This window comes from Hydrogenophaga sp. (assembly GCF_030651625.1).
Taxonomy (GTDB): Bacteria; Pseudomonadota; Gammaproteobacteria; order Burkholderiales; family Burkholderiaceae_C; genus Hydrogenophaga.
The window spans coordinates 71,476-94,663 of sequence record NZ_JAUSCF010000039.1; the positions used below are offsets into that span (position 1 = coordinate 71,476).

Genomic DNA, 23,188 nt, shown 5'->3' on the forward strand with positions numbered 1-23,188 from the left:
GGAGATTCGCAGAAACTTGGTCTCACGCCGAAGCGATTGAACAAAAGCAAAGCAAGGATGACCTTGGGGGAGTCTGCCACCAGGGCTGGGCCCCAGCAGGCAGACAATTCACTTTGAAAAGGCGGCACCGCCAAGTGCAAACACCGAATTGGGCGCGTTCACCCGAATCGGCTTGACCACAGGCGCACTGGAAATCGCCCGCTTGATCATCGGAGCGTTCTCCACCACCACACCCTTTGCAAGCTGATCATCCACCAGGGACTGCAATGACACCGAATCGAGAAAATCGACCATCTTGGTGTTGAGGGCAGCCCAAAGTTCATGGGTCATGCAGCGATTGCCTTCGCCCAGACAGTTCTCCTTGCCACCGCATTGCGTCGCATCAATGGGCTCGTCGACCGACACGATGATGTCGGCCACCGTGATGGCGGTGGCTTTGCGGCCCAGCGTGTAACCGCCGCCTGGCCCACGGGTGGATTCCACCAGTTCGTGCCGCCGCAGCTTGCCGAACAGTTGTTCAAGGTAAGACAGGGAGATTTGTTGACGCTGGCTGATGGCGGCCAGCGTGACGGGACCGTTGTTCTGGCGCAGGGCCAGATCGATCATGGCTGTGACCGCAAAGCGGCCTTTGGTCGTGAGGCGCATTTCAAGCTCCTTAAATGTTGGCTTGACTGTCGTTGAATGGCGCAAAAGCAAATGCTTTTGAACCCCTTCTCCGCCCACCCCGGCCTTGTTTTCGGCCGCTTCGCTGAAGGATTCCCGACTGTTTTCGTCGAGTATACCTTAAAAACCCAGTGATTTGCTCAGCATTGTACCTTCAATACGTATTTTGTCTAGGACAAACTGAGTTCAACTCGGGCTTTGAGTTCCCTCAAATGATTCGACCGGATTTTCAAGCTGTGCAAAGGGACCGGAAGGCCATGGCACCCTGATGACGCGACTCCCGGCTTTTCAGGCAGCAAGAACCTGTGCTTCGCACGAATCGCCATCGCACCGCCGCGGCGACAAGGTCCGGCCCTTCCTATGAGATGTTGTCGGTCCCCGACGCACCAAACACCTTGGCCTTGAGTCTGCTCAACTGGTCACGCACACCTGCGGCCTTTTCGAACTCCAGGTTGCGGGCGTGCTCCAGCATGAGTTTTTCCAGCCGTTTGATCTCGCGGGCAACGTCCTTTTCGTTCATTTCCTCGACACTGGCACGGTGCGCGCTCTCGGCAGCCAGGCGATCGGCTTCTTTGCCGGCCTTCTCGCTGTACACCCCATCGATCAGGTCCTTGATGCGCTTGTTGATGCTGCGCGGCTCAATGCCCATGGCGAGGTTGTGAGCTACCTGTCTGGCTCGGCGGCGATTGGTTTCGTCGATCGCCTTTTTCATCGACTCGGTGATGCGATCAGCGTAGAGAATGGCGCGGCCATTCAGGTTGCGCGCGGCACGCCCGATGGTCTGGATCAGGCTGCGCTCGGAGCGCAGAAAGCCTTCCTTGTCGGCGTCCAGAATCGCCACCAGCGAAACCTCCGGAATGTCCAGCCCTTCGCGAAGCAAGTTGATGCCGACCAGCACGTCGAAGGCGCCCAAGCGCAAATCGCGCAGAATTTCCACGCGCTCCACGGTGTCCACGTCGCTGTGCAAGTAACGCACCTTCACGCCGTTTTCGGTCAAGTAGTCGGTGAGCTGCTCGGCCATGCGCTTGGTCAGCGTGGTGATGAGCACGCGCTCGTTCTTCTCGACCCGGATGCGGATTTCCTGCAGCACATCGTCCACCTGGTGGATGGCCGGGCGCACCTCCAGTTCGGGGTCGACAAGTCCCGTGGGCCGGACCAGTTGTTCCACCACCTGGCCGGCGTGGGTTTTTTCGTAGTCCGCCGGGGTGGCCGAGACAAACACAACCTGGCGCATGCGCTGCTCGAACTCGTCGAATTTCAGCGGCCGGTTGTCCAGCGCACTGGGGAGACGGAATCCGTACTCGACCAGCGTGGTCTTTCGGGCACGGTCGCCGTTGTACATGCCACCAAACTGGCCAATAAGCACGTGGCTTTCGTCCAGAAACATCACCGCGTCCTTGGGCAGGTAGTCGGTCAGGGTCGACGGCGGTTCTCCCGCAGCACTGCCGGCCAAGTGTCTTGAATAATTCTCGATGCCCTTGCAATGGCCCACCTCGCTGAGCATTTCCAGATCAAAACGTGTGCGCTGCTCCAGTCGCTGCGCTTCCACGAGCTTGCCCATGCCCACCAGCTCTTTCAGGCGATCGGCCAGCTCGAGCTTGATCGCCTCCACCGCGTGTACCACCTGCTCGCGCGGCGTCACGTAGTGGCTGCTGGGATAGACGGTGAAACGCGGAATCTTCTGCCGCACCTTGCCGGTGAGAGGGTCGAACAGCTGCAGGGTTTCGACTTCGTCGTCGAACAGCTCGATGCGGATCGCCATTTCGGAGTGCTCGGCCGGGAACACGTCGATGGTGTCGCCCCTCACGCGGAACTTGCCGCGCGAAAAGTCCTGCTCGTTGCGGGCGTACTGCATGCGCACCAGTTGGGCGATCAGGTCGCGCTGGCCGATCTTGTCGCCGGTGCGCAGCGTCATCACCATCTTGTGGTAACTCTCCGGCTTGCCGATGCCGTAGATGGCCGAAACCGTGGCCACGATCACCACATCTCGCCGCTCCAGAATGCTCTTGGTGCACGAGAGCCGCATCTGCTCGATGTGCTCGTTGATCGCGCTGTCCTTTTCGATGAACAGGTCGCGCTGAGGCACGTAGGCCTCGGGCTGGTAGTAGTCGTAGTAGCTGACGAAGTACTCGACCGCGTTCTTGGGGAAGAACTCGCGAAACTCGCTGTAGAGCTGCGCGGCCAGCGTCTTGTTGGGTGCGAACACGATGGCCGGGCGCCCCAGGCGGGCGATCACGTTGGCCATGGTGAAGGTCTTGCCCGACCCGGTTACGCCCAGCAGGGTCTGGAACACCTCGCCGTCGTTGATGCCTTCAACCAGTTGCCGGATCGCTTCAGGCTGATCACCCGCTGGCGGGTAGGGAAGAAACAGCTCGAACGGCGACCCGGGAAACTTGACGAACTCACCCTCTACGGGCAGCTCGCCACCTTTGTCAGCGGGGGGCGTCGTCGTGGGAAGGGGTGTCTGTGTCAAGGCCATCCACAGATTGTGCCGGATGGTCTGGCTCCTCATTGACAGCTGCTTCCCGACGTTGCCAGACAGCCGGCTTGGCCAACAGTTCAACGTAGCAATGATCTGCGCCACCCTGAGCCAGCACATCAAGCAAGCCCGTGAGCTGGCTTGGCTGCACCACCTCTGCGGTGTCCTGTGTGGCACCGAAACGGCAGTCGAAATCCCAGAAATCGGCCCCTTCGGGCAGATCGCGCCGACGCTCGCGTTTCATGTACTTGCGGATATCGTGTTTGACGGCATCAAGCACGCGGTCCGGGTGCTTGCCTTCGGGGCGAAGCGGATAGGTTTTTCTCATGGGAAGTCCAGGTGGAGCGAGGGGGAGACCGCGCTGTGTGGACGCGAACCGAAGCGTGGATTATGCGTTCAGCCCTGCAGGCGGATCTCGACGAGGCCTTCGCCCATGTGGCGGTGCGGGCCAAAAACCGCTTCCATGGCGGCTGCTTCAGCAGCTTGCCACTGGTCGAACACCAGCCGTTCACCATCGCTGAGGGCGTCTGGGCCGGGGGATTCCCCATGCAGGCCGGCGATGCGAAGGTATGCCGCGTACACCGGTGCGACCAGTGATTCGTCGCCCAGCGCACTTTCCAGCGCATCCCGAAAACGGCGCTCGGCCGCCTCTCGCTCGGCGGGCGTGGTGTCGTCGGGCACAAAGAGCTTGAGGGAATAGGTCATTGCAGTGTGAAAGGCACAATCATCCAATTATCGGCTTGGGCATCACACACCACGCATGCAAACCACACGCACCACACCTGACAAGGAAGCGATCGCGCTGCTGCCGGCATTTGACCGTCTGGGACCCGATCGCATCACATTGGTCACCCACAAGGCGCAGGCGGTTGAAGCCAGCGCTGCGCTGCGCGACCATTCCGCCTGGGGCTTCGACACGGAATCCAAGCCCACCTTCTTCAAGGATCAGCTGTCCGACGGGCCGCACATTGTTCAGTTGTCTACCCTGCAAAGGGCCTGGGTGTTCCAGTTGCACGAGCCCGGGTGCCTGGAAGTGGTGGCCGGCTTGCTGGCAGATGGCGCGTTCGTCAAAGCCGGGTTCGGCCTGGGAGACGACACCAGACGCATCAGATCCAAATTGGCGGTGGAACCGGCAGGGGTGCTGGAGCTCAACGCCATCTTTCGCGAACGCGGCTATCGCAAAGACATGGGGGTCAAGGGAGCCGTGGCGGTGCTGTTCAACCAGCGCTTCATAAAGTCCAAAAAGGCGGCTACGTCGAACTGGGCCAACCCGCGCCTGAGCGAAGCCCAGTTGATCTACGCCGCCAACGACGCCTATGCGGCAGCTCGCGTCTTCGCTGTGCTCAAAGACTGAGCCTGGCGCAGAGGTGTGAGCAGGTCGCTCAGGCCGTTGTGATCGATCTCGTGCATGAGCGCCAGCAAACGACCGACATCCCCCTTGGGAAACCCTTCGCGCGCAAACCAGTTGAGGTAGTTGCCAGGCAGGTCGGCAATGACGCATCCCTTGTGCTTGCCGAAAGGCATTTCTACCGTCAACAGGCGCTCAAGATCTTCTGGCTTCATGCAACCGCCTCGGCTCGCGATGCCCGCTCATTGGTCCTGCTCTGGTCCAGCCAGCTTCTCACCACGGTGGTGAACTCCGCTGGTTTCTGACGCATCAGCCAGTGACCCGCCTCAAACCCCTGCGCGGCAGAACCCGGCGTATTCGCCAACTGGGCCAGCCAGCGGGAGGAATGGAACATGAACGGCTTGCGCTTGCCGAACGTGAACAGCGTGGGTATGCGGGGGCCAAACACGTTGTCGACCCTGGCCACGCCGCGTAGACCGCCGAACGAGCCCAGCCACTGCATTGCGTAGGGGTAGTTCATTTGCCAGCCGATGCGCTCGGGCGCCGTTCGACAACCGATTTTCCGGGCCATGAAGCGGGTCATTCGGTCGGCCAGCCCTGGCAATATCGAGCCCAGCTTCCATGCTGCCGCCAGCCAGACCTGGTAGCCCGCAATCAGGAGCTTTTCCTTGCCGCTGAGACCTTTCAGGTAAGCGCCGGAATTGGTGTCGCCAATGTCCACGCCCACCACGCGTGAAACCCGTGGGGAGTGCCGGGCAGCGTATTCGTAGCCGAAGAAACACCCCCAGTCATGCAGCAACAGGGTGACCGGTTCGTCCGGGCTGACGGCATCCACCACCGCACCGACCAGCTCACACATCTGGTCGACCGATACCGGACGGGGTGGTCTGGCGAGATCAAAACCGGGCAAGGCGAAACGCACACATCGATAGCCATCGCTCAGCGCGGCAACCGTTTCATCCCACAAGGCAGGCGAGTCGGGCCAGCCGTGCAGCATGACCACGGTCGGCCCCTGACCTTCGATGAAGACGTCCAGATCCTGGACGCTGAGGGTGCTTGGCATCGGGTGTCTCCGTTGGGAATCTTGTGTTCGGCATCGTAGCGCACGCCTGCGGAGCAGGCGTCGCAAAGATGTCAGCGTCTGGCTGCTGGGTCATACTTCCTATATGCGCAGAACCATCTGCACCACGCCAGGAATCAACACCCTGTTGAGGGTATTTTCAGTCGGCTTTTTGCGACTCACCGGTTGGCAGCTGGAGGGGGCGCTTCCTCAACATGCGAGCAAGAGCGTGTTCATTGCCGCACCCCACACCAGCAACTGGGACCTGCCCTACACGCTGATGGTGGCCTTCGCCTTGCGGCTCAACATCCACTGGATGGGCAAACATAGCATCTTCAAAGCACCCTTTGGCGGCGTCATGCGGTGGCTTGGCGGCATTCCGGTGAATCGCGAGCAATCGAACAATCTGGTCGCGGCTTCCGCCGCCGCCATCAGGACCGCAGACGGGCCGTTGCAGCTCATCGTGCCCCCCGAAGGCACGCGCAGCAAGACGCGCTACTGGAAAACGGGCTTCTACTACATCGCGCTACAGGCCCAAGTACCGATCGTGATGGCGTACATGGACTACTCAACCAAGCGCAGCGGACTGGGTCCGGTGTTCATGCCCAGTGGCGACATCGAAGCCGACATGGTCGCCATCAAGGCGTTCTACGCGCCGTTCAAGGGCAAGAACGAGGCGCAGTTTCAGGCGCACAACTGATTTGCCGCTGAGGCTTTCCGGTGGAGACCTCCCATCTGCGGGCAGACAGGCGTCTCGCTCAGAGCGCCTGCGCCAGGCGCCCGACGCCCTCCTCGATTTTGTCCACTCCCACGGTCGCGAAGCTCAGGCGCAAGGTGGCCCGGTCTGGCTGTGAGGCGTAGAACGGAGCACCCGGCACAAAGGCAACACCTTTTTCAATCGCCCGTTTGGCGAGCTCGCCGCCATCAGCCACTTTTCCGTCCGCCCCTGTGAGTCGGGCCCACACAAAAAGCCCGCCCTGGGGCTGCACGAAAGAGATGGCGTCGCCGAGTTCACGTCTGAGCGCAACGCTCATGGCGGTGGCGCGTTCCGCGTACACAGCGCGCACTTTGGCCAGCGTGGCGGGCATGCGCCCTGCTTTCAGGTAGTGAGCAGCCGTGGCCTGCGCGAAGGTGCTGGTGTGGGCGTCGCTGAACTGCTTGCACATGGTGGCCTTGGCCAGCAGCTCGGCTGGACCGACCATCCAGCCCACCCGCAGGCCAGGGCTCAGCACCTTGCTGAGCGACCCGCAGTGCACCAGAAGTTCGCGACTGCCGGGCACGCTGGCGCTGAGTGCCAGCAGGCTGGGCGGGGGTGCTTCGCCGAAATACAGATCGCCGTACGGGTCGTCTTCCACGATCAGGGTGTTGTGCCTTACCGCCATCTCCAGCACCTGCTGACGCCGCGTCTGGCTGAGCATGGCGCCACTGGGGTTGCCGAAGGTGGGAATGAGGTAGACGAACTTGGGCTTGTGTTGATCGATGAGCTTTTCCAGTGCATCCGGCTGAACGCCCTCACCGTCGACCGGTGCAGTGATGAGCTCGGCGCCATAAAGGCGGAAACACTGGATGGTGGCAAGAAAAGTGGGGCCTTCGACGATGACCTTGTCGCCGGGAGAGATCAGCGTCTTGCCCAGCAGGTCCAGCGCCTGCTGGCTGCCGGTGGTGACGATCAGGTCTTCGGGTGCCAAGGCCTGGGTGCCCTTGCCTTTCATGAAGCTGGCAATCTGCTCCCGCAGGGGCTGGTAGCCTTCGGTGGCGCCGTACTGCAAGGCGGCACCTGGCTCCTCGGTGAGTGCCGTGTTGACCGCTTCGCGGATGCCCTCGACATCGAACATGGCACTGTCGGGGAAGCCACCCGCAAAACTGATGATGCCGGGCTTGCCCAGCAGCTTGAAGAGTTCGCGAATGGCCGAGGTTTCGACATTGTTCAGGCGGTCGGCGAAAGTTGTGGTGAAGGGCATGGTGGCGGCGTCGGTGTACGGGTCTGATCAGGTCGGGGAAAAGTTCGATCCACCATTGTCGCCAATTCGCAGCGCAAGATTCATGCGTTTCGGTCACCGCTAGACTTGCCTCCCGTTCCCACGAAGACACAGTGAAGACATGCCTGACGCCAAGCCCATGACCCCGGCCCAGATCGAGGCCTTTTTTGCCACACTGCAAGCGGCCAATCCACAGCCGCAAACCGAACTGGAATACACCAGCGTGTTCGAGCTGCTGGCGGCGGTGTTGCTGTCAGCGCAGGCCACCGACGTGGGCGTGAACAAAGCCACTCGAATGTTGTTTCCAGTGGCCAACACGCCGCAAAAGATCCTCGCCCTGGGTCTGGACGGCCTGGAGAGTTACATCAGGACGATTGGCCTGTATCGCAGCAAAGCCAGGCATCTGATGCAGACCTGCCGCTTACTGGTGGACCAGCACGGTGGCGATGTGCCGGGCTCACGGGAAGCGCTGGAAGCGCTGCCCGGCGTGGGCCGCAAGACAGCCAACGTGGTGCTCAACGTGGCCTTTGGTCAACCCACCATGGCGGTCGACACGCATCTCTTTCGGGTGGGCAACCGCACCGGACTGGCACTGGGCAAGACACCGCTGGCGGTGGAACTGGCGCTGCTCAAGCGGGTACCTGAAAAGTACCTGGTGGATGCGCACCATTGGCTGATCCTTCACGGGCGCTATGTGTGCCAGGCACGAAAGCCCATGTGTGGGCCGTGTGCGGTGTCTTTCTGCTGCAATTTCCGGCACAAGACCGTTTCAAGCTAGTGGACTGTAACCGCATGGCATCGGGGCGAGTGTTCTGGCTGCGTCATTCGGCAGGGCCTTCCACTCGCAACTAACCTGATGTTCAGGAACAGACCATCGGTCCGTTGCTCAGCCCGCTTTATGCCGGTGGAGGACGGCAACCACTTTCTGCTCGCCTTGTTTGCGCTCGCAGGTGTTGGGGTCGCGGCCGCAAACGCCACATTCCTTTTCGCCCATGAGCGCGGCGGCCCCGCCGCACGAACCCTGCAGCGGTTTGCCTCGCAGAATCAGCCCCAGAGCCAATGCTCCAAAAAAGGCCAGAAACAGAACCAGGGCAAGCAGCATTTCCATCGTCGTCTTTCGGTTAGGGCTCAGTGTTTCGCCGCGTCCAGATAGGGCTGCATTCGGCTGCTTTGCCGCGTACGATGCCCTCCATTGTCCTGGTAGACCCAGTACACCGCCAATTGGTTCTTCTCGGCCACCGCGAGCCCACGGTCTTCGTCCAGCACCATGAAGGCCGTGGCCCAGGCATCGGCCAGGGCCACGTTTGGCGCGATCACGCTCACCGACACAGGGGGTTGCGGCACGGGGTAGCCGCTGACAGGGTCAATGATGTGCGAAAAACGCCGACCCTCCACTTCAAAGAAATTGCGGTAATTGCCTGATGTGGCCAGTGCGCCATTGCTCAGGTGCACCCGGGTGAGCACCCGACCGGTGACCACCGGGTCGGGTGCCTCGATGCCGATCCGCCAGGGGCCGCCGGTGGGGCCGTTGCCCTGCGTGGCCACTTCACCGCCGATCTCTGTCATGAAATGCTGCACGCCATGTGCGCGAACGACCTCCGCGATCAGGTCCACTCCATAGCCTTTGGCTATTGCAGAAAAGTCCAGTTGCACTGGTGCATGTTTCACCAACTGGCCGGGTGCACTCTGGGCGATTGCATCGAAGCGCACCCTGGCGGCCTCAATGGCCGCTGCCTCTGGCAGACGGACCAGCGGCTGTTCTGGCTTGGGCCAGCCAAAACCCCAGAGTTTGACCAGCGCGCCGACCGTGGGGTCGAAGGCGCCACTGCTGGCCTGGTGCACCTGGCGCGAGAGGGCCAACATGTGCTCGAAGTCGGCATCAATGGGCATGACCTGACCGACCGGCGCCTCGTTGAAGGCGGTGATGAGTGAGTCAGGCCGGTAGGTGGACAGACTGGCATTGAGGGCTTCAAGCCGGGCATCCACCACAGCCTGCATGGCGGTGGCGTCAAACGAACTCACAGGCGGCCGGAAGCGGACGTGGTAGCGCGTGCCCATGGTCGCGCCTTCGAACTGCAGGTAAGGCTGCTCACGCTTGCAACCGACCAGACCAAATGCGCCAGTCAACGGCAGCAGCGACAGCAGGCCGACCGCCCGGCGGCGCTGCATGGTCAGCCCCCGAAGTCGTCGAGCATGATGTGCTCGTCTTCGACGCCCAGGTCCTTGAGCATTTTGATGACCGAGGTGTTCATCATGGGTGGGCCGCACATGTAGAACTCACAGTCTTCAGGCGCCGGGTGGTCCTTGAGGTAACTCTCGTAAACCACGTTGTGGATGAAGCCGGTGGGGCCGGTCCAGTTGTCTTCGGGCAGAGGGTCAGACAAAGCCAGGTGCCAGCTGAAATTTTCGTGCTTGCGGGCCAGCTCGTCGAATTCCTCGACGTAGAAGGTCTCGCGCAGGCTGCGGGCGCCGTACCAGAAACTGATTTTGCGCTTGCTGTTGAGGCGCATGAGCTGGTCGAAGATGTGCGAGCGCATGGGCGCCATGCCTGCACCTCCACCAATGAACACCATCTCGTTGTCCGTCTCTTTGGCAAAGAACTCGCCGTAGGGTCCAGAAACCTTGACCTTGTCTCCCGGCTTGAGCGAGAAAGCCCAGGACGACATCTTGCCGGGCGGAATGCCTTTGCTGCCCGGTGGCGGCGAAGCCACGCGGATATTGAACTTGATGAGGCCCTTCTCTTCCGGGTAGTTGGCCATGGAGTAGGCGCGGATGACCGTCTCGTCAACCTTGGAGACGTTGTCGAACACCTTGAACCGGTCCCAGTCGCCGCGGTACTCGTCAGGGATGTCAAAGTCGCGGTAGTTGACCTCGTGCGGCGGGCATTCGAGCTGCACATAGCCGCCCGCGCGGAAGTCCACGCTCTCGCCCTCGGGGATCTTGAGCACCAGTTCCTTGATGAAGGTGGCAACGTTGTCGTTGGAGATCACAGTGCAATCCCACTGCTTGACGCCAAAGAACTCGGGTTCGACCTCGATTTTCATGTCCTGCTTGACGGGCACCTGGCAAGCCAGGCGGGCGTGGTCGCGAACTTCACCTCGGGTGAAATGCTGCTCTTCGACCGGCAGGATGGCGCCGCCGCCGTCCAGGACGTGGCAGCGGCATTGCGCGCAGGTGCCGCCACCGCCGCAGGCCGACGACAGGAAGATGCCTTCGTTGGCCAGGGTCTGCAGCAGCTTGCCGCCAGCCGGCACGGTCAGGGTGCGCTCGGGGTCGCCGTTGATCTCGATGCGCACGTCACCGCTGCTGACCAGGTGGGTGCGCGCATACAGGATGACGAACACCAGGGCCATGATCATGACGGTGAACATCGCGACACCGCCTGCAATCGTGGTCACATCCATTTTTGCTGTTCCTTGTTGTCGACGATTGAAAGGCTCAGATCGTCATGCCGCCAAAGGACATGAAGCCCAGCGACATGAGACCGACCGTGATGAAGGTGATGCCCAGGCCGCGCAGGCCTTCGGGTACGTCGCTGTACTTGAGCTTTTCGCGGATGCCGGCCAGCGCTGCAATCGCCAGCAGCCAGCCGATGCCGGCACCCAGGCCGTAGACCACGCTCTCTCCGAACTGGTAGTCGCGCTCGACCATGAACAGGGCTGCACCCAGGATGGCGCAGTTGACCGTGATCAGCGGCAGGAACACCCCAAGTGCGTTGTAAAGCGCGGGTACGTACTTGTCCAGGAACATTTCCAGGATCTGGACCACCGCGGCAATCAGGCCGATGTAGACCAGAAAGCCCAGGAAGCCCAGATTCACCTCGGGCAAACCGGCCCAGGCAAGCGCACCGTCCTTGAGCAGGTGCTGGTAGATGAGGTTGTTCAGCGGCACCGTGATACCCAGCACCACCACGACGGCGATGCCCAGGCCAACAGCGGTCTCGACCTTCTTGGACACAGCCAGGAAGGTGCACATGCCCAGAAAGAAGGCCAGCGCCATGTTCTCGATGAACACGGCCCGGATCAGCAAACCAATATAGTGTTCCATCAGTGAGCCTCCAGGGATTTGGACTGCGGCGCCATCGGCAGTTCCTGCTTCTCGACCTGCTGGCGCTTCCAGCTGCGAAGGATCCAGATGAAACCACCAATGATGAAGAAGGCACTGGGGGGCAGCAGGAACAAGCCGTTGGGCACGTACCAGCCACCATTTTCCACGGTGGGCAGGATGGTCATTCCCAGCAGGGTGCCGCTGCCGAACAGCTCGCGCACCACCGCCACGAACACCAGCACCGCGCTGTAGCCCAGCCCGTTGCCGATGCCATCCAGGAAGCTGGGCAGTGGCGGGTTGCTCATGGCGAAGGCCTCTGCGCGACCCATCACGATGCAGTTGGTGATGATCAGCCCGACGAATACCGACAGCGACTTGGCGATGTCGTAGGCCACAGCCTGCAACACCTGGTCGGTGACGATCACCAGCGAGGCAATGATGGTCATCTGCACGATGATGCGGATGCTCGACGGGATGTGGTGCCGGATGATCGAAATGAACAGGTTGGAGAACGCGGTCACCGAGGTCAATGCGGCACACATCACAAGCGCCGTGGTGAGGCTCGTGGTGACAGCGAGGGCCGAGCAGATGCCGAGAATCTGCAGGGCAATCGGGTTGTTGACGAAGATGGGTTCAATCAGAACTTTTTTGCTGTCGATTGCCATGGTGCGTCATCCTTTGCCAGCTTGGAGCTGGGCAATGAAGGGGCCGTAGCCCCGCTCGCCCAGCCAGAAACGAATCATGCGGTCCACCCCGTTGGTGGTGAGGGTCGCGCCGCTGAGGCCGTCAATCTCACCCGGGCCGTCGCCCCGGCCCTTGACCACCGACAGGGCCACGCTGCCGTCGTCGTTGAAAGCCACCTGGCCTGGCCATTGGGCTCGCCAGTCGTCGTTCTCGACTTTGGCGCCCAGACCGGGGGTCTCCTTGTGTTCGTAGTAGGACAGGCCGCGCACGGTGCGCAAGTCGCCTTCGAGCACCAGAATGCCGTACATGGCGCCCCAGAGGCCAGCGCCATGGATGGGCAACACCAGCAGGTCGGTCTGACCAGCGTCGGTCTGACGCAGGTAAACGGTCGCGAAGTCGGCCTGCCGCTGGATGCCGGCGGGGTCGTTGCCGCGCAGCGAGCGCGAGATTGCCGGATCGCGCGAGGCGGTGCGGTCGTTGTAGTTGCGCGGGTCGATGCCGGCTTGACGCAGCTCATCTTCGGTGGCGAACCGCCCTTCGGGCAGGTTGACCAGACGCAGATCGAACTCTTCAAACAACCGCTGGATTTCCTCACGGCTCTGCTGCGGCTTGAGCAGACCGGCCGCGGCCAGCACGTTCTTGTTCCGGTCGAGCGCCTTGTTGGCGTCCTGAAGGGGCTTCAGGCCCACGGCCGCCACCGAGACCAGGACCGAGCACACCAGGCACAGCGTCAATGCCACGGTGAGGGTCTTCTTGGTGGAGTCTTGTTTACTGCTCATAACGGACGAGCCTACGCTTGATGTTGGCCTTGATGACGAAATGGTCGATCAGGGGCGCGAACAGATTGGCGAACAGGATGGCCAGCATCATGCCTTCGGGGAAGGCCGGGTTGACCACCCGGATGAGCACCACCATGAGGCCGATCAGCGCGCCGAACAGCCACTTGCCGGTGTCGGTCATGGAGGCAGAGACCGGGTCGGTGGCCATGAAGATCATGCCGAAGGCGAAGCCGCCAAGCACGAAGTGCCACCAGAATGGCATGCTCATCATGGCATTGGTATCGGAGCCGATGGCGTTGAACAGCAGGCTGGTGGCCACCATGCCCAGGAACACGCCGCTGACGATGCGCCACGACGCGATGCCGGTCCACAGCAGCACGGCACCACCGAGCAGGATGGCCAGGGTCGAGACCTCACCGATGCTGCCCTGCATGTTGCCGAAGAAGGCATCGAACCAGGTCAGCGAACTGCCCCAGGGGTGCGTCAGCGCATCGACCCCGCCAGCAGCGGCCTGGCTGAGCGCGGTGGCACCACTGAAGCCGTCAACCGCCGTCCAGACGCTGTCGCCCGAAAGCTCGGCCGGATAGGCAAAGAACAGGAAAGCGCGCCCCGTCAGAGCGGGATTGAGGAAGTTCTTGCCCGTGCCCCCGAACACTTCCTTGCCGATCACCACACCGAAGCTGATGCCCAGCGCCACCTGCCACAGCGGGATGTCGGGCGGCAGGATGAGCGCAAACAGGACGGAAGTGACAAAGAAGCCTTCATTGATTTCGTGGCCCCTCACCGTGGCAAACAGCACCTCCCAGAAACCGCCGACGATGAAGGTGACGGCGTAAATGGGAAGGAAATAGGCCGCACCGTGCCAGAAACAGTCCCACCAGTTGGCGGGGTCGTAAGCGGCGGCCAGACCGATGAACGCGCCGCGCCAGCCGGCCACTTCGGCCATGCCCATCTGCGCCATGGCCGTGTTGGCCTGGAAGCCCAGGTTATACATGCCCCAGAACATAGCCGGGAAAGTGCACATCCAGACCGTGATCATGACCCGCTTGAGGTCGATGCCGTCGCGCACATGGGCGCCACTGTGGGTCACGCTCTTGGGGGAATAGAAAATGGTGTCAACCGCTTCGTACAGTGCGTAGAAGCGGTGCCACTTGCCCCCTTTGACGAAGTGGGGCTCGAAGCGGTCCAGGAGTGAGCGGAGTGCTTTCATGCTCAACCTTCTTTCTCGATGCGGGTGAGGTTGTCGCGCAGGATGTCGCCGTACTCGTACTTGCCCGGGCAGACGTAGGTGCACAGTGCCAGGTCTTCCTCGTCCAGCTCGAGTGCACCCAGTTGCTCGGCGACTTCCAGGTCACCGACGATGAGCGAGCGCAGCAACTGCGTCGGCAGGATGTCCAGCGGCATGACCTTTTCGTAGGCACCGATGGGCACCATGGCGCGCGGCGAGCCGTTGGTGCTGGTGTTCATGACAAGGCGCTTGCCGCCCCCGAACTGTGACAGGTAGATGCGCATCGCCGAGAAGCGGTCGGCCCCCAGCGACAACCAGCCCAGGAAGGCACGCTCGTGGCCCTCGGGCAGTACCGACACGTGCTGGTGGTAGCGACCCAGGAAACCCAGGTGGCCAGATGCTGTGCGGCCGGAGAGCACCGAGCCGGAGACCGTGCGGTGGGTGCCGGGTTGCAACTCCCCTTGGGTCAGCTCGCCCAGGTCGGCCCCGATGCGGGTGCGCAACAGGCGCGGCTTGAGCACAGAGGGGCCGGCCAATGCAACAACACGGGTCAGATCGAGCTGGCCGGTGGTGAACAGACGGCCAATGGCCATCACGTCCTGGTAGTTCAGGCTCCAGACCTGCCGTTTGCGGCCGGCGGGCAACAGGAAATGCATGTGCGTGCCGGTCAGGCCCGCCGGATGTGGCCCATCAAAGGCTTCTGTGCGGACCTGCGATGCGCGCGCCGCGGGCAGGCGGGTGCCGGGTGCGTGGCAGACGTAAACCGTGGGGGCGAGGCGAGCCAGCACATCGAGGCCGGCGACAAAGGCATCGGCGCCTTCGTTGAGCACGGGCTGCGGGTCGAAGCCCAGCGGGTGCGTGTCCATCACATTGACGAAAATGGCCGCGGGTTCCGCTTCGGGCGCCGGTACCTTGCTGAACGGCCGGGTTCGCAAGGCGGTCCACAGACCGCTGTCAACCAGGGTCCTGACCACGTCTTCGCGTGGCAGGCTGGACAGTTCTGCCACCGAATGGGTAGGGAACCGGATGGCATCGTGCTCGGCCCCCTCGGGGGCGACATCGATCACCAGCGACTCGAACATGCGCTGGTGGCCGCGGTGAATGGCCCGCACGGTGCCACTGGCCGGAGCGGTGTAGAGGACACCGGGGGTCTTTTTGTCTTCAAACAGCACCTGGCCCAGCCGAACAGCGTCGCCTTCCTGCACACGCAGCGTCGGGCGCAATCCGATGTAGTCGGGCCCCAGCAGCGCCACCGCACGGGGAGCAGGAGCCATATCGAGTTCAGGGGCCGGTGCGCCCGCCATTGGCAGGTCCAGGCCTTTTTTGATCTTGATCATGTTGTTGGTTGCGACAGGACAGCTCCAGGGAACAGACTTGTGAAGATCCGTGATGACGACGCAGACAACTTCAAATGCGCGTGGATTCTCGGTTGCAGCCAGATGAGAACCCCAGGCCGAAGCAGCCTAGGGAAAACACGCGGAACTTGCAGGACAGCAGGGCGCCGGGGACGGACGCGAGGCTGAAGAGCACCGGGCATTCTAACCAGCCCGGATTTCCTCAAACTTTCAGCGCAGCCATGCTTCTGTGAACGCGTGCAATGTCAATCCCACGAGGGCACCCACCACGGTGCCGTTGATTCGAATGAATTGCAGGTCGCGTCCGATGTGGCTTTCGAGGACCGTGCTCAATTCCGTGGCGTCCCAGGACTGCACCCGTTCGCTGACAAAGTCGACGATGGTGGGCCGGCTTCGGTCGAGGGTGGACAGCAGAACGGTGCGCACCTGCCGGTTCAATCCCTGGCGCAGGCTGTCATCCACCTCCAGTTGATGCCCCATGGCCTGCAGCAAGGTGAGCACATGTTCGAGCAGTTTGCTGTCGGCAGCTTGCGCGTCCTGGCGCAGGCGCACGACGAAGTCGTGCCACCAGGCCTCGACCGGCGCGTGCCAGCGCGGCTGGTCCAGCCAGGCATCGCGCCAGGCGGCCACCTGCGCCTGCCATTGCGGGTCGTCCTGCATGCGGGTGGCGGTGCGTTCGATCCAGGCATCAAATCGGTGCCGCCACTCGTGCTCGGGATCCGCAGCCACTTCCGCCAGCGTGCGCGTGAGCGCGGCCACCAGCTTGCGCGTGGCCAGACGGGCGGCCACCTGATCCAGACCCACATAGCGAAGCTGCGCCAGCTCGCGCGCCAGCACCTCGGTCAGGCGCTCTTGCACACTGTCGCGTGCGGCCCAGGCGGCCAACTCGTCCAGAAGACCGTCAAGCCAGCGTTGGTGGTGGCGCTGTCCGGTCAGCGCCTCGATGGCCTGACCACCCAGTGTGGCCAGGTCCACTTCGCGCAGCAGGCGCTGGGCCAGGCCGGAGAGCCAGGTACGCACCGGCTGCCGGTCAAGTGTGGCCAGGACATCCGGTGTGGCGTCGCAGATGCCTCTGGCCAGGCGGCGGGCGCGCTCAGGGTCGCCAAGCCAGCGCGAGAGGTCACCGGCCATGTCCCAGCGGCTCAGGGCTTCGTCGACCCGCTCGCGGGTCAGGAAGTTCTGGTCCAGAAACTCGGCCAGGCGCCGCCCCAGGCGGTCCTTGTTGGCCGGGATGATGGCGGTGTGCGGAATGGGCAGGCGCAGCGGGTGGCGGAACAAGGCCACCACAGCAAACCAGTCGGCCAGCGCACCGATCATGGCCGCCTCGGCCGCTGCCGCCACATAACCCCAGGTGGCGTGACGAGGCTCCAGCAGTGTGGCCACGACATAAACCAGAGCGGCGAGCATCAGCAGGCCCACCGCCAGCAATTTCATGCGGGCCAGGCTGTAGGGTTCGCCCAGGAGTGATACAGGAGACGGACTTGTCATGCCGCGAGTGTGCCCGCTTCAGGCGGGTCCGGGCTTGGGACGTGTTCACGATCTCCGTGGGGATCGTGAACACGTTCTTACAGGCTCAGGCAGACGTGACCACCCGTCTCAGGCGCATCTTCCGGCCATTCGCTGGCCGCCTGTATGGGCTTTTCGCCATGGGCCGCCAGGTATTGCACCGCACGGATCACACCGGCGTGCGTGACCCAGATGGCTTCCAGAGGTTGGGTGCTGCGCAAATCATGCAAGGCGGCAGCCACACGAGAGATCACTTCTTGTGTGCTTTCGGCGCCGCCAAAGCGGTGGTGGGCAAACTCGGCCAGCCAGGTGTCGAAAGCAGCCCGAGGGATGGCGTTCCAGCGCTGAAGCTCCCACTGACCAAAATCCATTTCATTGAGTCGTGCATCGGTGTGCACGGGCTCCATATCGGGGCGCAGTTGCCGGATGGCTTCGGCCAGTTGCCGGGCTCGAACCAGACCCGACACCCAAAGCGGCGCGCCCTGCGGCAACAGCGGCGCAAGTGTTTCAGCTGCTGCGAGCGTGTGTTCGGTTTGCGCTGGCACGTCGGAGGCGCCGTAACACAGGCCCGGCGCCAGGTCGACGCGCGCATGGCGCAGCAGCCAGAGTTTCACGCCACCGCGCCTGCCAACGAAGCAGGCAGTGAAATCGCCAGCGCCAGCAGGAAACCGACTTCACCGACCTGCTGGGTGGCACCCAGCCCGTCACCAGTGAAACCCTGCAAACGCCGTCTGAGCAGGCGCCACATCCAGGCCAACCCCACCATGGCCCCCAGTACCGCCTGAGGCCAGGGCGCGCCAGGCAGCGCCCAGAACACCAACGCCATGGCCAAGGCCCACCAGACCACACCAATGCAAAGACCCGAGTTGCCTATCCGATCGGCCAGCGGCTTGCTTTTGGAACTGGGCGTGTCCCCCACATGCGACAAGGTGCGGATGATGAAAAGCGGCAACAAACGCGAGGTCACGTGAGCTGCGAACAACGCTGCGGCGGCCAGCACGGCATCCACCTGCGCCAGCAGCGCCAGCAAGGCCACCTTAGACAACAAGGCCAGCACCAGTGCGACGGCGCCATAGGTGCCGATGCGCGAGTCCTTCATGATGTCCAGCGCCCGCTCCCGGTCCATGCTGCCACCCAGACCGTCAGCCAGATCGGCCAGGCCATCTTCATGAAACGCGCCGGTGAGCAGCACGCCCAGGACGGTGCTGGCCACCGCTGCCACCCAGGGCGCAGCAGCCACAGGCGGCAAGACCAGCAGCAGCCCGAACAGCATGGCAGCGGTCAACCCACCCACCAGCCAGCCCACGCCAGGAAAGTGCGCGGCACTGGCGCGCAACATGGCTGGGCTGAAACCCACCCAGTCCGCCAGCCGACCCGTCACAGGTATGCGTGTGAAGAATTGAAGCGCCAGCAGGAAATGGCGGATCACCCCCCTGCGCCGCTTCGCGTCTTCCCCCCTCTCCTGCGGGACGGGGGACGCTGCCAGTGGCCCGGCAAAGCCGGTTCCACGGCTGCCCTGACCGGGGTCATCCCGCTCGTCTGACATGCGCTCAGGCCTGCGATTGAGCCACGGGCGGGGCTTCATCCTGCCGGGACACCCCGGCCGATTCGAAGCTCGCCATGTCACGCAGCAGCGCGCAGGCACTCACCAGCAGCGGCCAGGCCAACGCCGCACCGGAACCCTCACCCAGGCGCAAGCCCAGTTCAAGCAAGGGCTCTGCACGCAGATGCGCGAGCATGAGCGCATGGCCGCGTTCGCCCGACCGGTGGGCAAACACGCAGCGCTGCAGCACGTGCGGCTGCAGGTGGCTGGCCACCAGGACCGCCGCGTTGGCGATGAAGCCGTCCACCACGATCACCCGTCGTTCGGCAGCGGCCTCCAGCACCGCGCCCACCATGGTGGCGATCTCGAAACCGCCGAAGGCAGCCAGTGCGTCCAGCGGCTGTTTGGCATCGGGGTGACGCGCCAGCACCTGGCGCAGCACGGCGATCTTGCGTTGCACGGCATCGGCGTCCAGGCCGGTACCAGCTCCCGTGCAGTCCGCCACTGCCAGACCGGCCAGGCGGGCCAGCAGCATGGATGCCGCCGATGTATTGCCAATGCCCATTTCCCCCAGCAGCAAGGCGTTGCCCGGCAACTGGCGCACCAGCGCCGCACCCGCCGCAAGCGCCTCGGCGCATTGCCCGGCGGTCATGGCCGGCCCATCCAGTGCATCGGCCGTGCCCTGCCCCACCTTGCACACCACCAGCCCGGGCCGTGGCGCGAATTCGTGGCGCACACCGCAATCGACCACAGTCAGGCCGATGCCGTGCTGGCGAGCGAGCACACTCACCGCCGCGCCACCCGACAGAAAGTTCTCCACCATCTGCCAGGTCACGTCACTGGGGTAGGCCGATACACCGCGCGCCGCCAGCCCATGGTCGGCAGCGAAAACCACCAGTTGGGGAGAAGCCAGCACAGGCGCTTCCGTGCCAAGGATCAGGCCGATGCGCAGGGCCAGCGTTTCGATGCGGCCGAGGGATCCCACCGGCTTGGTCTTGTTGTCCAGCAAATGCTGCAGGCGCGCAGCCAGTCCGGTTTGTTCAATGTTGTCGATGGCGGGCAATTCAAATGACATGGGAGCCTCCTCTGATCTCAGGGTTGTACAAGTTGGTCAAGCACACCTGCCTCAAAATGGGTTTCGATGAAATCGGCCAGACCGTCAAACACGCTGTCCAGGGTGGGAACGGCGGCACCAAACAGGGCTTGCAGCACGCGGGGATCTTCAAACAGGCCGTGCAGATACACCCCCAGCACGTTGCCCCTGCCCGCTTCCGCGCCATTGTCGGACTGCCACGCCAACCCGGGCAACACCTCGACCGCCACCTGACCACCGGCGGCCATCGCGGGGTGTTGCGAAGTGTGTCCGTGGTGGATTTCGTAGCCGGCCACCTCCACACCCGAGAGCGCCACCCATGGGCCGGTCAGCGTGCCAAAACGGGATTGGGTGTGGCGCACAGTTTTTTGCAGTTCGAACTGCGTTACCAGCGGCAACAAGCCCAAGCCAGGTGCGTTGCCATCGATCTGGTGCGGATCGATCAATGCCTCGCCCAGCATCTGCAGCCCACCGCACACGCCCAGCACCGCCCCACCCTGCGCAGCATGCACGGCCACCGCACGGTCCAGTCCCTGTGCACGCAGCCAGACCAGGTCGGCCGCCGTGGCCTTGCTGCCGGGCAGCACGATCCAGTCCGCACCTGCACAGTCGGCCGGTGTGCGTGCCCAGACCAAGCGCACACCGGGCACGTTTTTCAGCGGCTGGAATTCATCGAGGTTGCTGATGCGGGGGTAGGCGATGACGGCGATGGTCTTGTGTACCGCGCCGGCCGTACGGGTCCTGTCATTGAAGACGCCATCCTCCTCTGGCAAGCCGTGCTGCCACCACATGGGCAAGGTGGCCACCGTGGGAACACCGGTCAGATCCTGCAGCATCTGAGGCGCTGGCGCAAGCAGGCTGGCGTCGCCCCGAAACTTGTTGAGCACGAAACCTCGGATCAGCTCCTGTTCGTCGACCGGCAGCAGCGCCCAGGTGCCGTAGAGGTGGGCGAAGGCACCCCCGCGGTCGATATCGGTCACGAGCAGGCAGCGCGCCTGGGCATACCTGGCCACCCGCATGTTGACAATGTCACTGGCATGCAAGTTGATCTCGGCCGGCGAGCCCGCGCCTTCGATCACCACCACATCGTTATCTTCACGAAGCGCATCCAGAGCAGCGGCGATCTGCGGCCACACGTGCTGGCTGCGGCCGCGCCACGGCATGTTGGAAAGGGCCTCGCTCACCTGCCCCATCAGCACCACCTGGCTGCGTGTGTCGACCTCAGGCTTGAGCAGCAGGGGGTTCATGCGCACGTCGGGTCGGGCATTGGCTGCGAGCGATTGAAAGTACTGTGCACTGCCGATCTCGCCATAGGCATCACCAGGGCCAGCCACCACCCTGGCGTTGTTGCTCATGTTCTGCGCCTTGAATGGCGCCACCTTGAGCCCCAGCCGCGCATAGTGGCGGCACAGCGCCGTGGTGAGCCAGCTTTTTCCCGCACCACTGGTGGTGCCCAGCACCATCACGCACACTGCGCTCACGTCACGCGCTCCTTTCGCCGCAACAGAGCGGCGCGCAACGCACCTTGTGCATCAGGCGACTGCACACTCAGGCGCCAATAGCCAGGCAGACCCAGGGACCGGGTGTCGCGCAGCTTCACACCGTGCTCGCGCAAGGTTTCTCCATCAACGGGAGCCGGTGCGCTGGCACAGAAGTAGTTCGTCACGCTCGGCAGGCATTCCCAGCCCAGTTGGTCCAGCAGGCCAATCTGCTGCTGTTTCCAGAGACTGAGGCGATGCCGGCTCCAGATCAGCCACTGTTGGGCTTCGACACCCACCCAGGCTTGCAGCATGGCCACGCCGTGTGCACCCAGCGGCCATGAGGCTGCCATGTCCTCCATTTCATGCACCAACATCGCACCATGGACGGGTGCAATGGCGTAAGCGCCGCGCACGCCGGTGAGTCCCATGGCCTTGTTGGGAGACCAGAGTTGCCAGACTCCATCCAGTTCGGTTCTTGACAGGCTGGACTCACCGCTCAGGCGCAGTGGCTCGTAAGCCCGGTCGACCACCACGATGCGACTGCCATCAGCGACTTGAACCCACTGGATTTCGGTCGCACCCAACGGGCTGGAGGGTTCGCACAGCCAGACCAGGTCGGCCTGCTCTGGGCAGTCAGCTTGTTTCAGCCGCCAGGCTTGAGCGGCGAGCGCGTAGTCTCCATAAGCCAGCGCCGGCCGCCAGAATTGGCGCGCGCCAGCCCTGAATGCGCAGGCCGTGATACGTGAAATGAGTTCGCTGCCACTGGCGCCGAGCACGATGCGGCGAACGTCCACCTGATGGAAGACGGCCAGTGCCCCTCGCAAGGTTGTGTAGTGCGGGTCCGGATAGTGGGCGGCGTCGGCGCGTCGCACGGCCTCAAGCGCCACCGGGCACGGACCGCAAGCGTTGCCGTTGGTGGAGAAGTCCCATCGGGGCAGGCCGCCGGCATCCGTTCCGCCGTGTTCACGCATCATGAAAAGTGTCTCCAGGCAATGAACAACGCCGTAAAACAGGCAGATACCGCCAGCGCCCCGACCACGCGGGCGCCAAGGCGCAACGCCTGTTCCGTGTCAGCGAGTGTCGGGCTGCGGCCCTTCGGGTGCAAGCTGTAAATGCCCGGCTTGGCCAGACGCACATCCAGGGCCAGGGCCATGGCAGCCATGGGCCACCCCCCATTGGGCGAAGGTGTCTCCCCCGCCTGGGCAGGCAACTCGCGCAGCCGCTGCCAGGCACCCGGCACGGCCAGCAAGGCCGCTGTGATGCGCGCGGGCAACCACGACAAAACATCATCTGCCCGCGCCGCCCATTTGCCGGCCCAGGTCCAGTCGCGCCCGTTGCGTTCGCCGCGGTAGCCCCACATGGCGTCTGCCGTGTTGGCAAAGCGGTAGAGCGCGGCGCCCGGCAGACCCGCCACGGCGAACCAGAACAGGGGGGCCACCACTGAATCGTTGAGGTTCTCGGCCAGAGTTTCAATGGCGCTCTCGCGCACCTCGGATTCGCTGAGTTCAGTCACATCGCGGCTCACCAACCGGGCCAGCCGCGCGCGCCCTGCCGGTAGCGACATGGCCAATGCAGTTTCAACGGCGTACACCTCGTCATACAACATGCGCCACGACAGCATGGGCTTGAGCAGTACGCCCAGCGCGAGCGCATGCGCCCACCAAGGCCAGCCGTTCAATGACCAGGCAAGAACTGCGGCGAACCCCACGCAGAACGCCGCACCCAGGCACCAGGTGAGCACTCCCAGCGCAAATTCGATGGCCTGGCGTTTGTCCTTTGTATCGATCAAGGGTGCGATACGTCGCCCCATGAACGCCAGGTAGTGCCCCATGGCCACCACCGGGTGGCAACGCGCGGGAGGTTCGCCAAATGCGCGATCCAGCGCCAGGGCCACCAGCACAGCAAGGGGCGCAGCGATATCGAGTGACCAGAGCACAGGCATG

25 protein-coding genes are annotated in these 23,188 nt (G+C 63.2%); 3 read left to right on the forward strand and 22 right to left on the reverse strand.

The window, feature by feature from the left end:
- Positions 1-108 precede the first annotated feature (108 nt).
- From iscR to Q7V46_RS18685, 4 genes are all read right to left on the reverse strand, one after another.
- A complete protein-coding gene (gene iscR, locus Q7V46_RS18670; protein WP_304915078.1) occupies positions 109-645 on the reverse strand; it encodes a Fe-S cluster assembly transcriptional regulator IscR in 537 nt (178 codons plus the stop codon).
- 376 nt (positions 646-1,021) lie between these two features.
- The gene (uvrB, locus tag Q7V46_RS18675) at positions 1,022-3,142 is read right to left on the reverse strand and encodes an excinuclease ABC subunit UvrB (RefSeq protein ID WP_304915079.1); all 2,121 of its coding nucleotides are present in this window, start codon (positions 3,140-3,142) and stop codon (positions 1,022-1,024) included.
- Positions 3,096-3,470: a DUF6172 family protein gene (locus tag Q7V46_RS18680; RefSeq protein WP_304915080.1), complete on the reverse strand. Its 375-nt coding sequence runs from the start codon at positions 3,468-3,470 to the stop codon at positions 3,096-3,098. The genes uvrB and Q7V46_RS18680 overlap by 47 nt, the downstream gene beginning before the upstream one ends.
- Positions 3,471-3,538: 68 nt before the next feature.
- Positions 3,539-3,847, reverse strand: coding sequence for a hypothetical protein (locus Q7V46_RS18685; protein ID WP_304915081.1), 309 nt, complete (start codon positions 3,845-3,847; stop codon positions 3,539-3,541).
- 55 nt (positions 3,848-3,902) lie between these two features.
- On the opposite strand from Q7V46_RS18685, the gene Q7V46_RS18690 reads away from it, so the two are divergent.
- On the forward strand, positions 3,903-4,496 hold the full coding sequence (locus Q7V46_RS18690) for a 3'-5' exonuclease (protein WP_304915082.1): 594 nt from the start codon (positions 3,903-3,905) through the stop codon (positions 4,494-4,496).
- Here Q7V46_RS18690 and Q7V46_RS18695 read toward each other — a convergent pair.
- Positions 4,457-4,705: a DUF3820 family protein gene (locus tag Q7V46_RS18695; protein WP_304915083.1), complete on the reverse strand. Its 249-nt coding sequence runs from the start codon at positions 4,703-4,705 to the stop codon at positions 4,457-4,459. The genes Q7V46_RS18690 and Q7V46_RS18695 overlap by 40 nt on opposite strands.
- Positions 4,702-5,553 carry an alpha/beta fold hydrolase gene (locus Q7V46_RS18700; RefSeq protein ID WP_304915084.1) on the reverse strand — a complete coding sequence of 284 codons (852 nt, stop codon included), beginning with the start codon at positions 5,551-5,553 and terminating at the stop codon, positions 4,702-4,704. Before Q7V46_RS18700 ends, Q7V46_RS18695 begins: the two co-directional genes overlap by 4 nt.
- Before the next feature lie 103 nt (positions 5,554-5,656).
- Between Q7V46_RS18700 and Q7V46_RS18705 the strand changes: the two genes are divergently transcribed.
- Positions 5,657-6,250, forward strand: coding sequence for a lysophospholipid acyltransferase family protein (locus Q7V46_RS18705; RefSeq protein ID WP_304915085.1), 594 nt, complete (start codon positions 5,657-5,659; stop codon positions 6,248-6,250).
- A 58-nt stretch (positions 6,251-6,308) separates the two neighbouring features.
- Here Q7V46_RS18705 and Q7V46_RS18710 read toward each other — a convergent pair whose 3' ends face one another.
- Positions 6,309-7,511 carry a PLP-dependent aminotransferase family protein gene (locus Q7V46_RS18710; RefSeq protein ID WP_304915086.1) on the reverse strand — a complete coding sequence of 401 codons (1,203 nt, stop codon included), beginning with the start codon at positions 7,509-7,511 and terminating at the stop codon, positions 6,309-6,311.
- A gap of 157 nt (positions 7,512-7,668) precedes the next feature.
- Between Q7V46_RS18710 and nth the strand changes: the two genes are divergently transcribed.
- Positions 7,669-8,307 (forward strand): endonuclease III, encoded by a 639-nt coding sequence (gene nth, locus Q7V46_RS18715; RefSeq protein WP_304915317.1) that lies wholly within the window; start codon positions 7,669-7,671, stop codon positions 8,305-8,307.
- Between the two features lie 108 nt (positions 8,308-8,415).
- Here the strand turns inward: nth and nqrM are convergent, their stop codons facing one another.
- From nqrM to cbiB, 15 genes are all read right to left on the reverse strand, one after another.
- Entirely contained in the window at positions 8,416-8,637 is a 222-nt protein-coding gene (gene nqrM / locus Q7V46_RS18720) for a (Na+)-NQR maturation NqrM (protein WP_304915087.1), read from the reverse strand.
- A gap of 20 nt (positions 8,638-8,657) precedes the next feature.
- Positions 8,658-9,698: an FAD:protein FMN transferase gene (locus Q7V46_RS18725; protein WP_304915088.1), complete on the reverse strand. Its 1,041-nt coding sequence runs from the start codon at positions 9,696-9,698 to the stop codon at positions 8,658-8,660.
- Between the two features lie 2 nt (positions 9,699-9,700).
- Positions 9,701-10,933, reverse strand: coding sequence for an NADH:ubiquinone reductase (Na(+)-transporting) subunit F (nqrF, locus tag Q7V46_RS18730; protein ID WP_304915089.1), 1,233 nt, complete (start codon positions 10,931-10,933; stop codon positions 9,701-9,703).
- 34 nt (positions 10,934-10,967) lie between these two features.
- A complete protein-coding gene (gene nqrE / locus Q7V46_RS18735; protein ID WP_304915090.1) occupies positions 10,968-11,576 on the reverse strand; it encodes an NADH:ubiquinone reductase (Na(+)-transporting) subunit E in 609 nt (202 codons plus the stop codon).
- Positions 11,576-12,241: an NADH:ubiquinone reductase (Na(+)-transporting) subunit D gene (locus Q7V46_RS18740; RefSeq protein WP_304915091.1), complete on the reverse strand. Its 666-nt coding sequence runs from the start codon at positions 12,239-12,241 to the stop codon at positions 11,576-11,578. Before Q7V46_RS18740 ends, nqrE begins: the two co-directional genes overlap by 1 nt.
- Positions 12,242-12,247: 6 nt before the next feature.
- Positions 12,248-13,039, reverse strand: coding sequence for a Na(+)-translocating NADH-quinone reductase subunit C (locus tag Q7V46_RS18745; protein ID WP_304915092.1), 792 nt, complete (start codon positions 13,037-13,039; stop codon positions 12,248-12,250).
- Positions 13,029-14,249 (reverse strand): NADH:ubiquinone reductase (Na(+)-transporting) subunit B, encoded by a 1,221-nt coding sequence (locus tag Q7V46_RS18750; RefSeq protein WP_304915093.1) that lies wholly within the window; start codon positions 14,247-14,249, stop codon positions 13,029-13,031. Before Q7V46_RS18750 ends, Q7V46_RS18745 begins: the two co-directional genes overlap by 11 nt.
- Positions 14,250-14,251: 2 nt before the next feature.
- Positions 14,252-15,604, reverse strand: coding sequence for a Na(+)-translocating NADH-quinone reductase subunit A (locus tag Q7V46_RS18755; RefSeq protein ID WP_304915094.1), 1,353 nt, complete (start codon positions 15,602-15,604; stop codon positions 14,252-14,254).
- 228 nt (positions 15,605-15,832) lie between these two features.
- Entirely contained in the window at positions 15,833-17,110 is a 1,278-nt protein-coding gene (locus tag Q7V46_RS18760) for a DUF445 domain-containing protein (RefSeq protein WP_304915095.1), read from the reverse strand.
- A 77-nt stretch (positions 17,111-17,187) separates the two neighbouring features.
- Positions 17,188-17,742: a histidine phosphatase family protein gene (locus Q7V46_RS18765; RefSeq protein ID WP_304915096.1), complete on the reverse strand. Its 555-nt coding sequence runs from the start codon at positions 17,740-17,742 to the stop codon at positions 17,188-17,190.
- The gene (gene cobS / locus Q7V46_RS18770; protein WP_304915097.1) at positions 17,739-18,674 is read right to left on the reverse strand and encodes an adenosylcobinamide-GDP ribazoletransferase; all 936 of its coding nucleotides are present in this window, start codon (positions 18,672-18,674) and stop codon (positions 17,739-17,741) included. The genes Q7V46_RS18765 and cobS overlap by 4 nt, the downstream gene beginning before the upstream one ends.
- Before the next feature lie 4 nt (positions 18,675-18,678).
- A complete protein-coding gene (gene cobT / locus Q7V46_RS18775) occupies positions 18,679-19,746 on the reverse strand; it encodes a nicotinate-nucleotide--dimethylbenzimidazole phosphoribosyltransferase (RefSeq protein WP_304915098.1) in 1,068 nt (355 codons plus the stop codon).
- A gap of 17 nt (positions 19,747-19,763) precedes the next feature.
- On the reverse strand, positions 19,764-21,227 hold the full coding sequence (locus Q7V46_RS18780) for a cobyric acid synthase (protein ID WP_304915318.1): 1,464 nt from the start codon (positions 21,225-21,227) through the stop codon (positions 19,764-19,766).
- 14 nt (positions 21,228-21,241) lie between these two features.
- Complete coding sequence (locus tag Q7V46_RS18785; protein ID WP_304915099.1) at positions 21,242-22,219, reverse strand: aminotransferase class I/II-fold pyridoxal phosphate-dependent enzyme; 978 nt, start codon at positions 22,217-22,219, stop codon at positions 21,242-21,244.
- Positions 22,216-23,187, reverse strand: a complete 972-nt coding sequence (gene cbiB, locus Q7V46_RS18790; RefSeq protein ID WP_304915100.1) for an adenosylcobinamide-phosphate synthase CbiB — start codon at positions 23,185-23,187, stop codon at positions 22,216-22,218. The genes Q7V46_RS18785 and cbiB overlap by 4 nt, the downstream gene beginning before the upstream one ends.
- Between the last annotated feature and the right edge of the window lies 1 nt (position 23,188).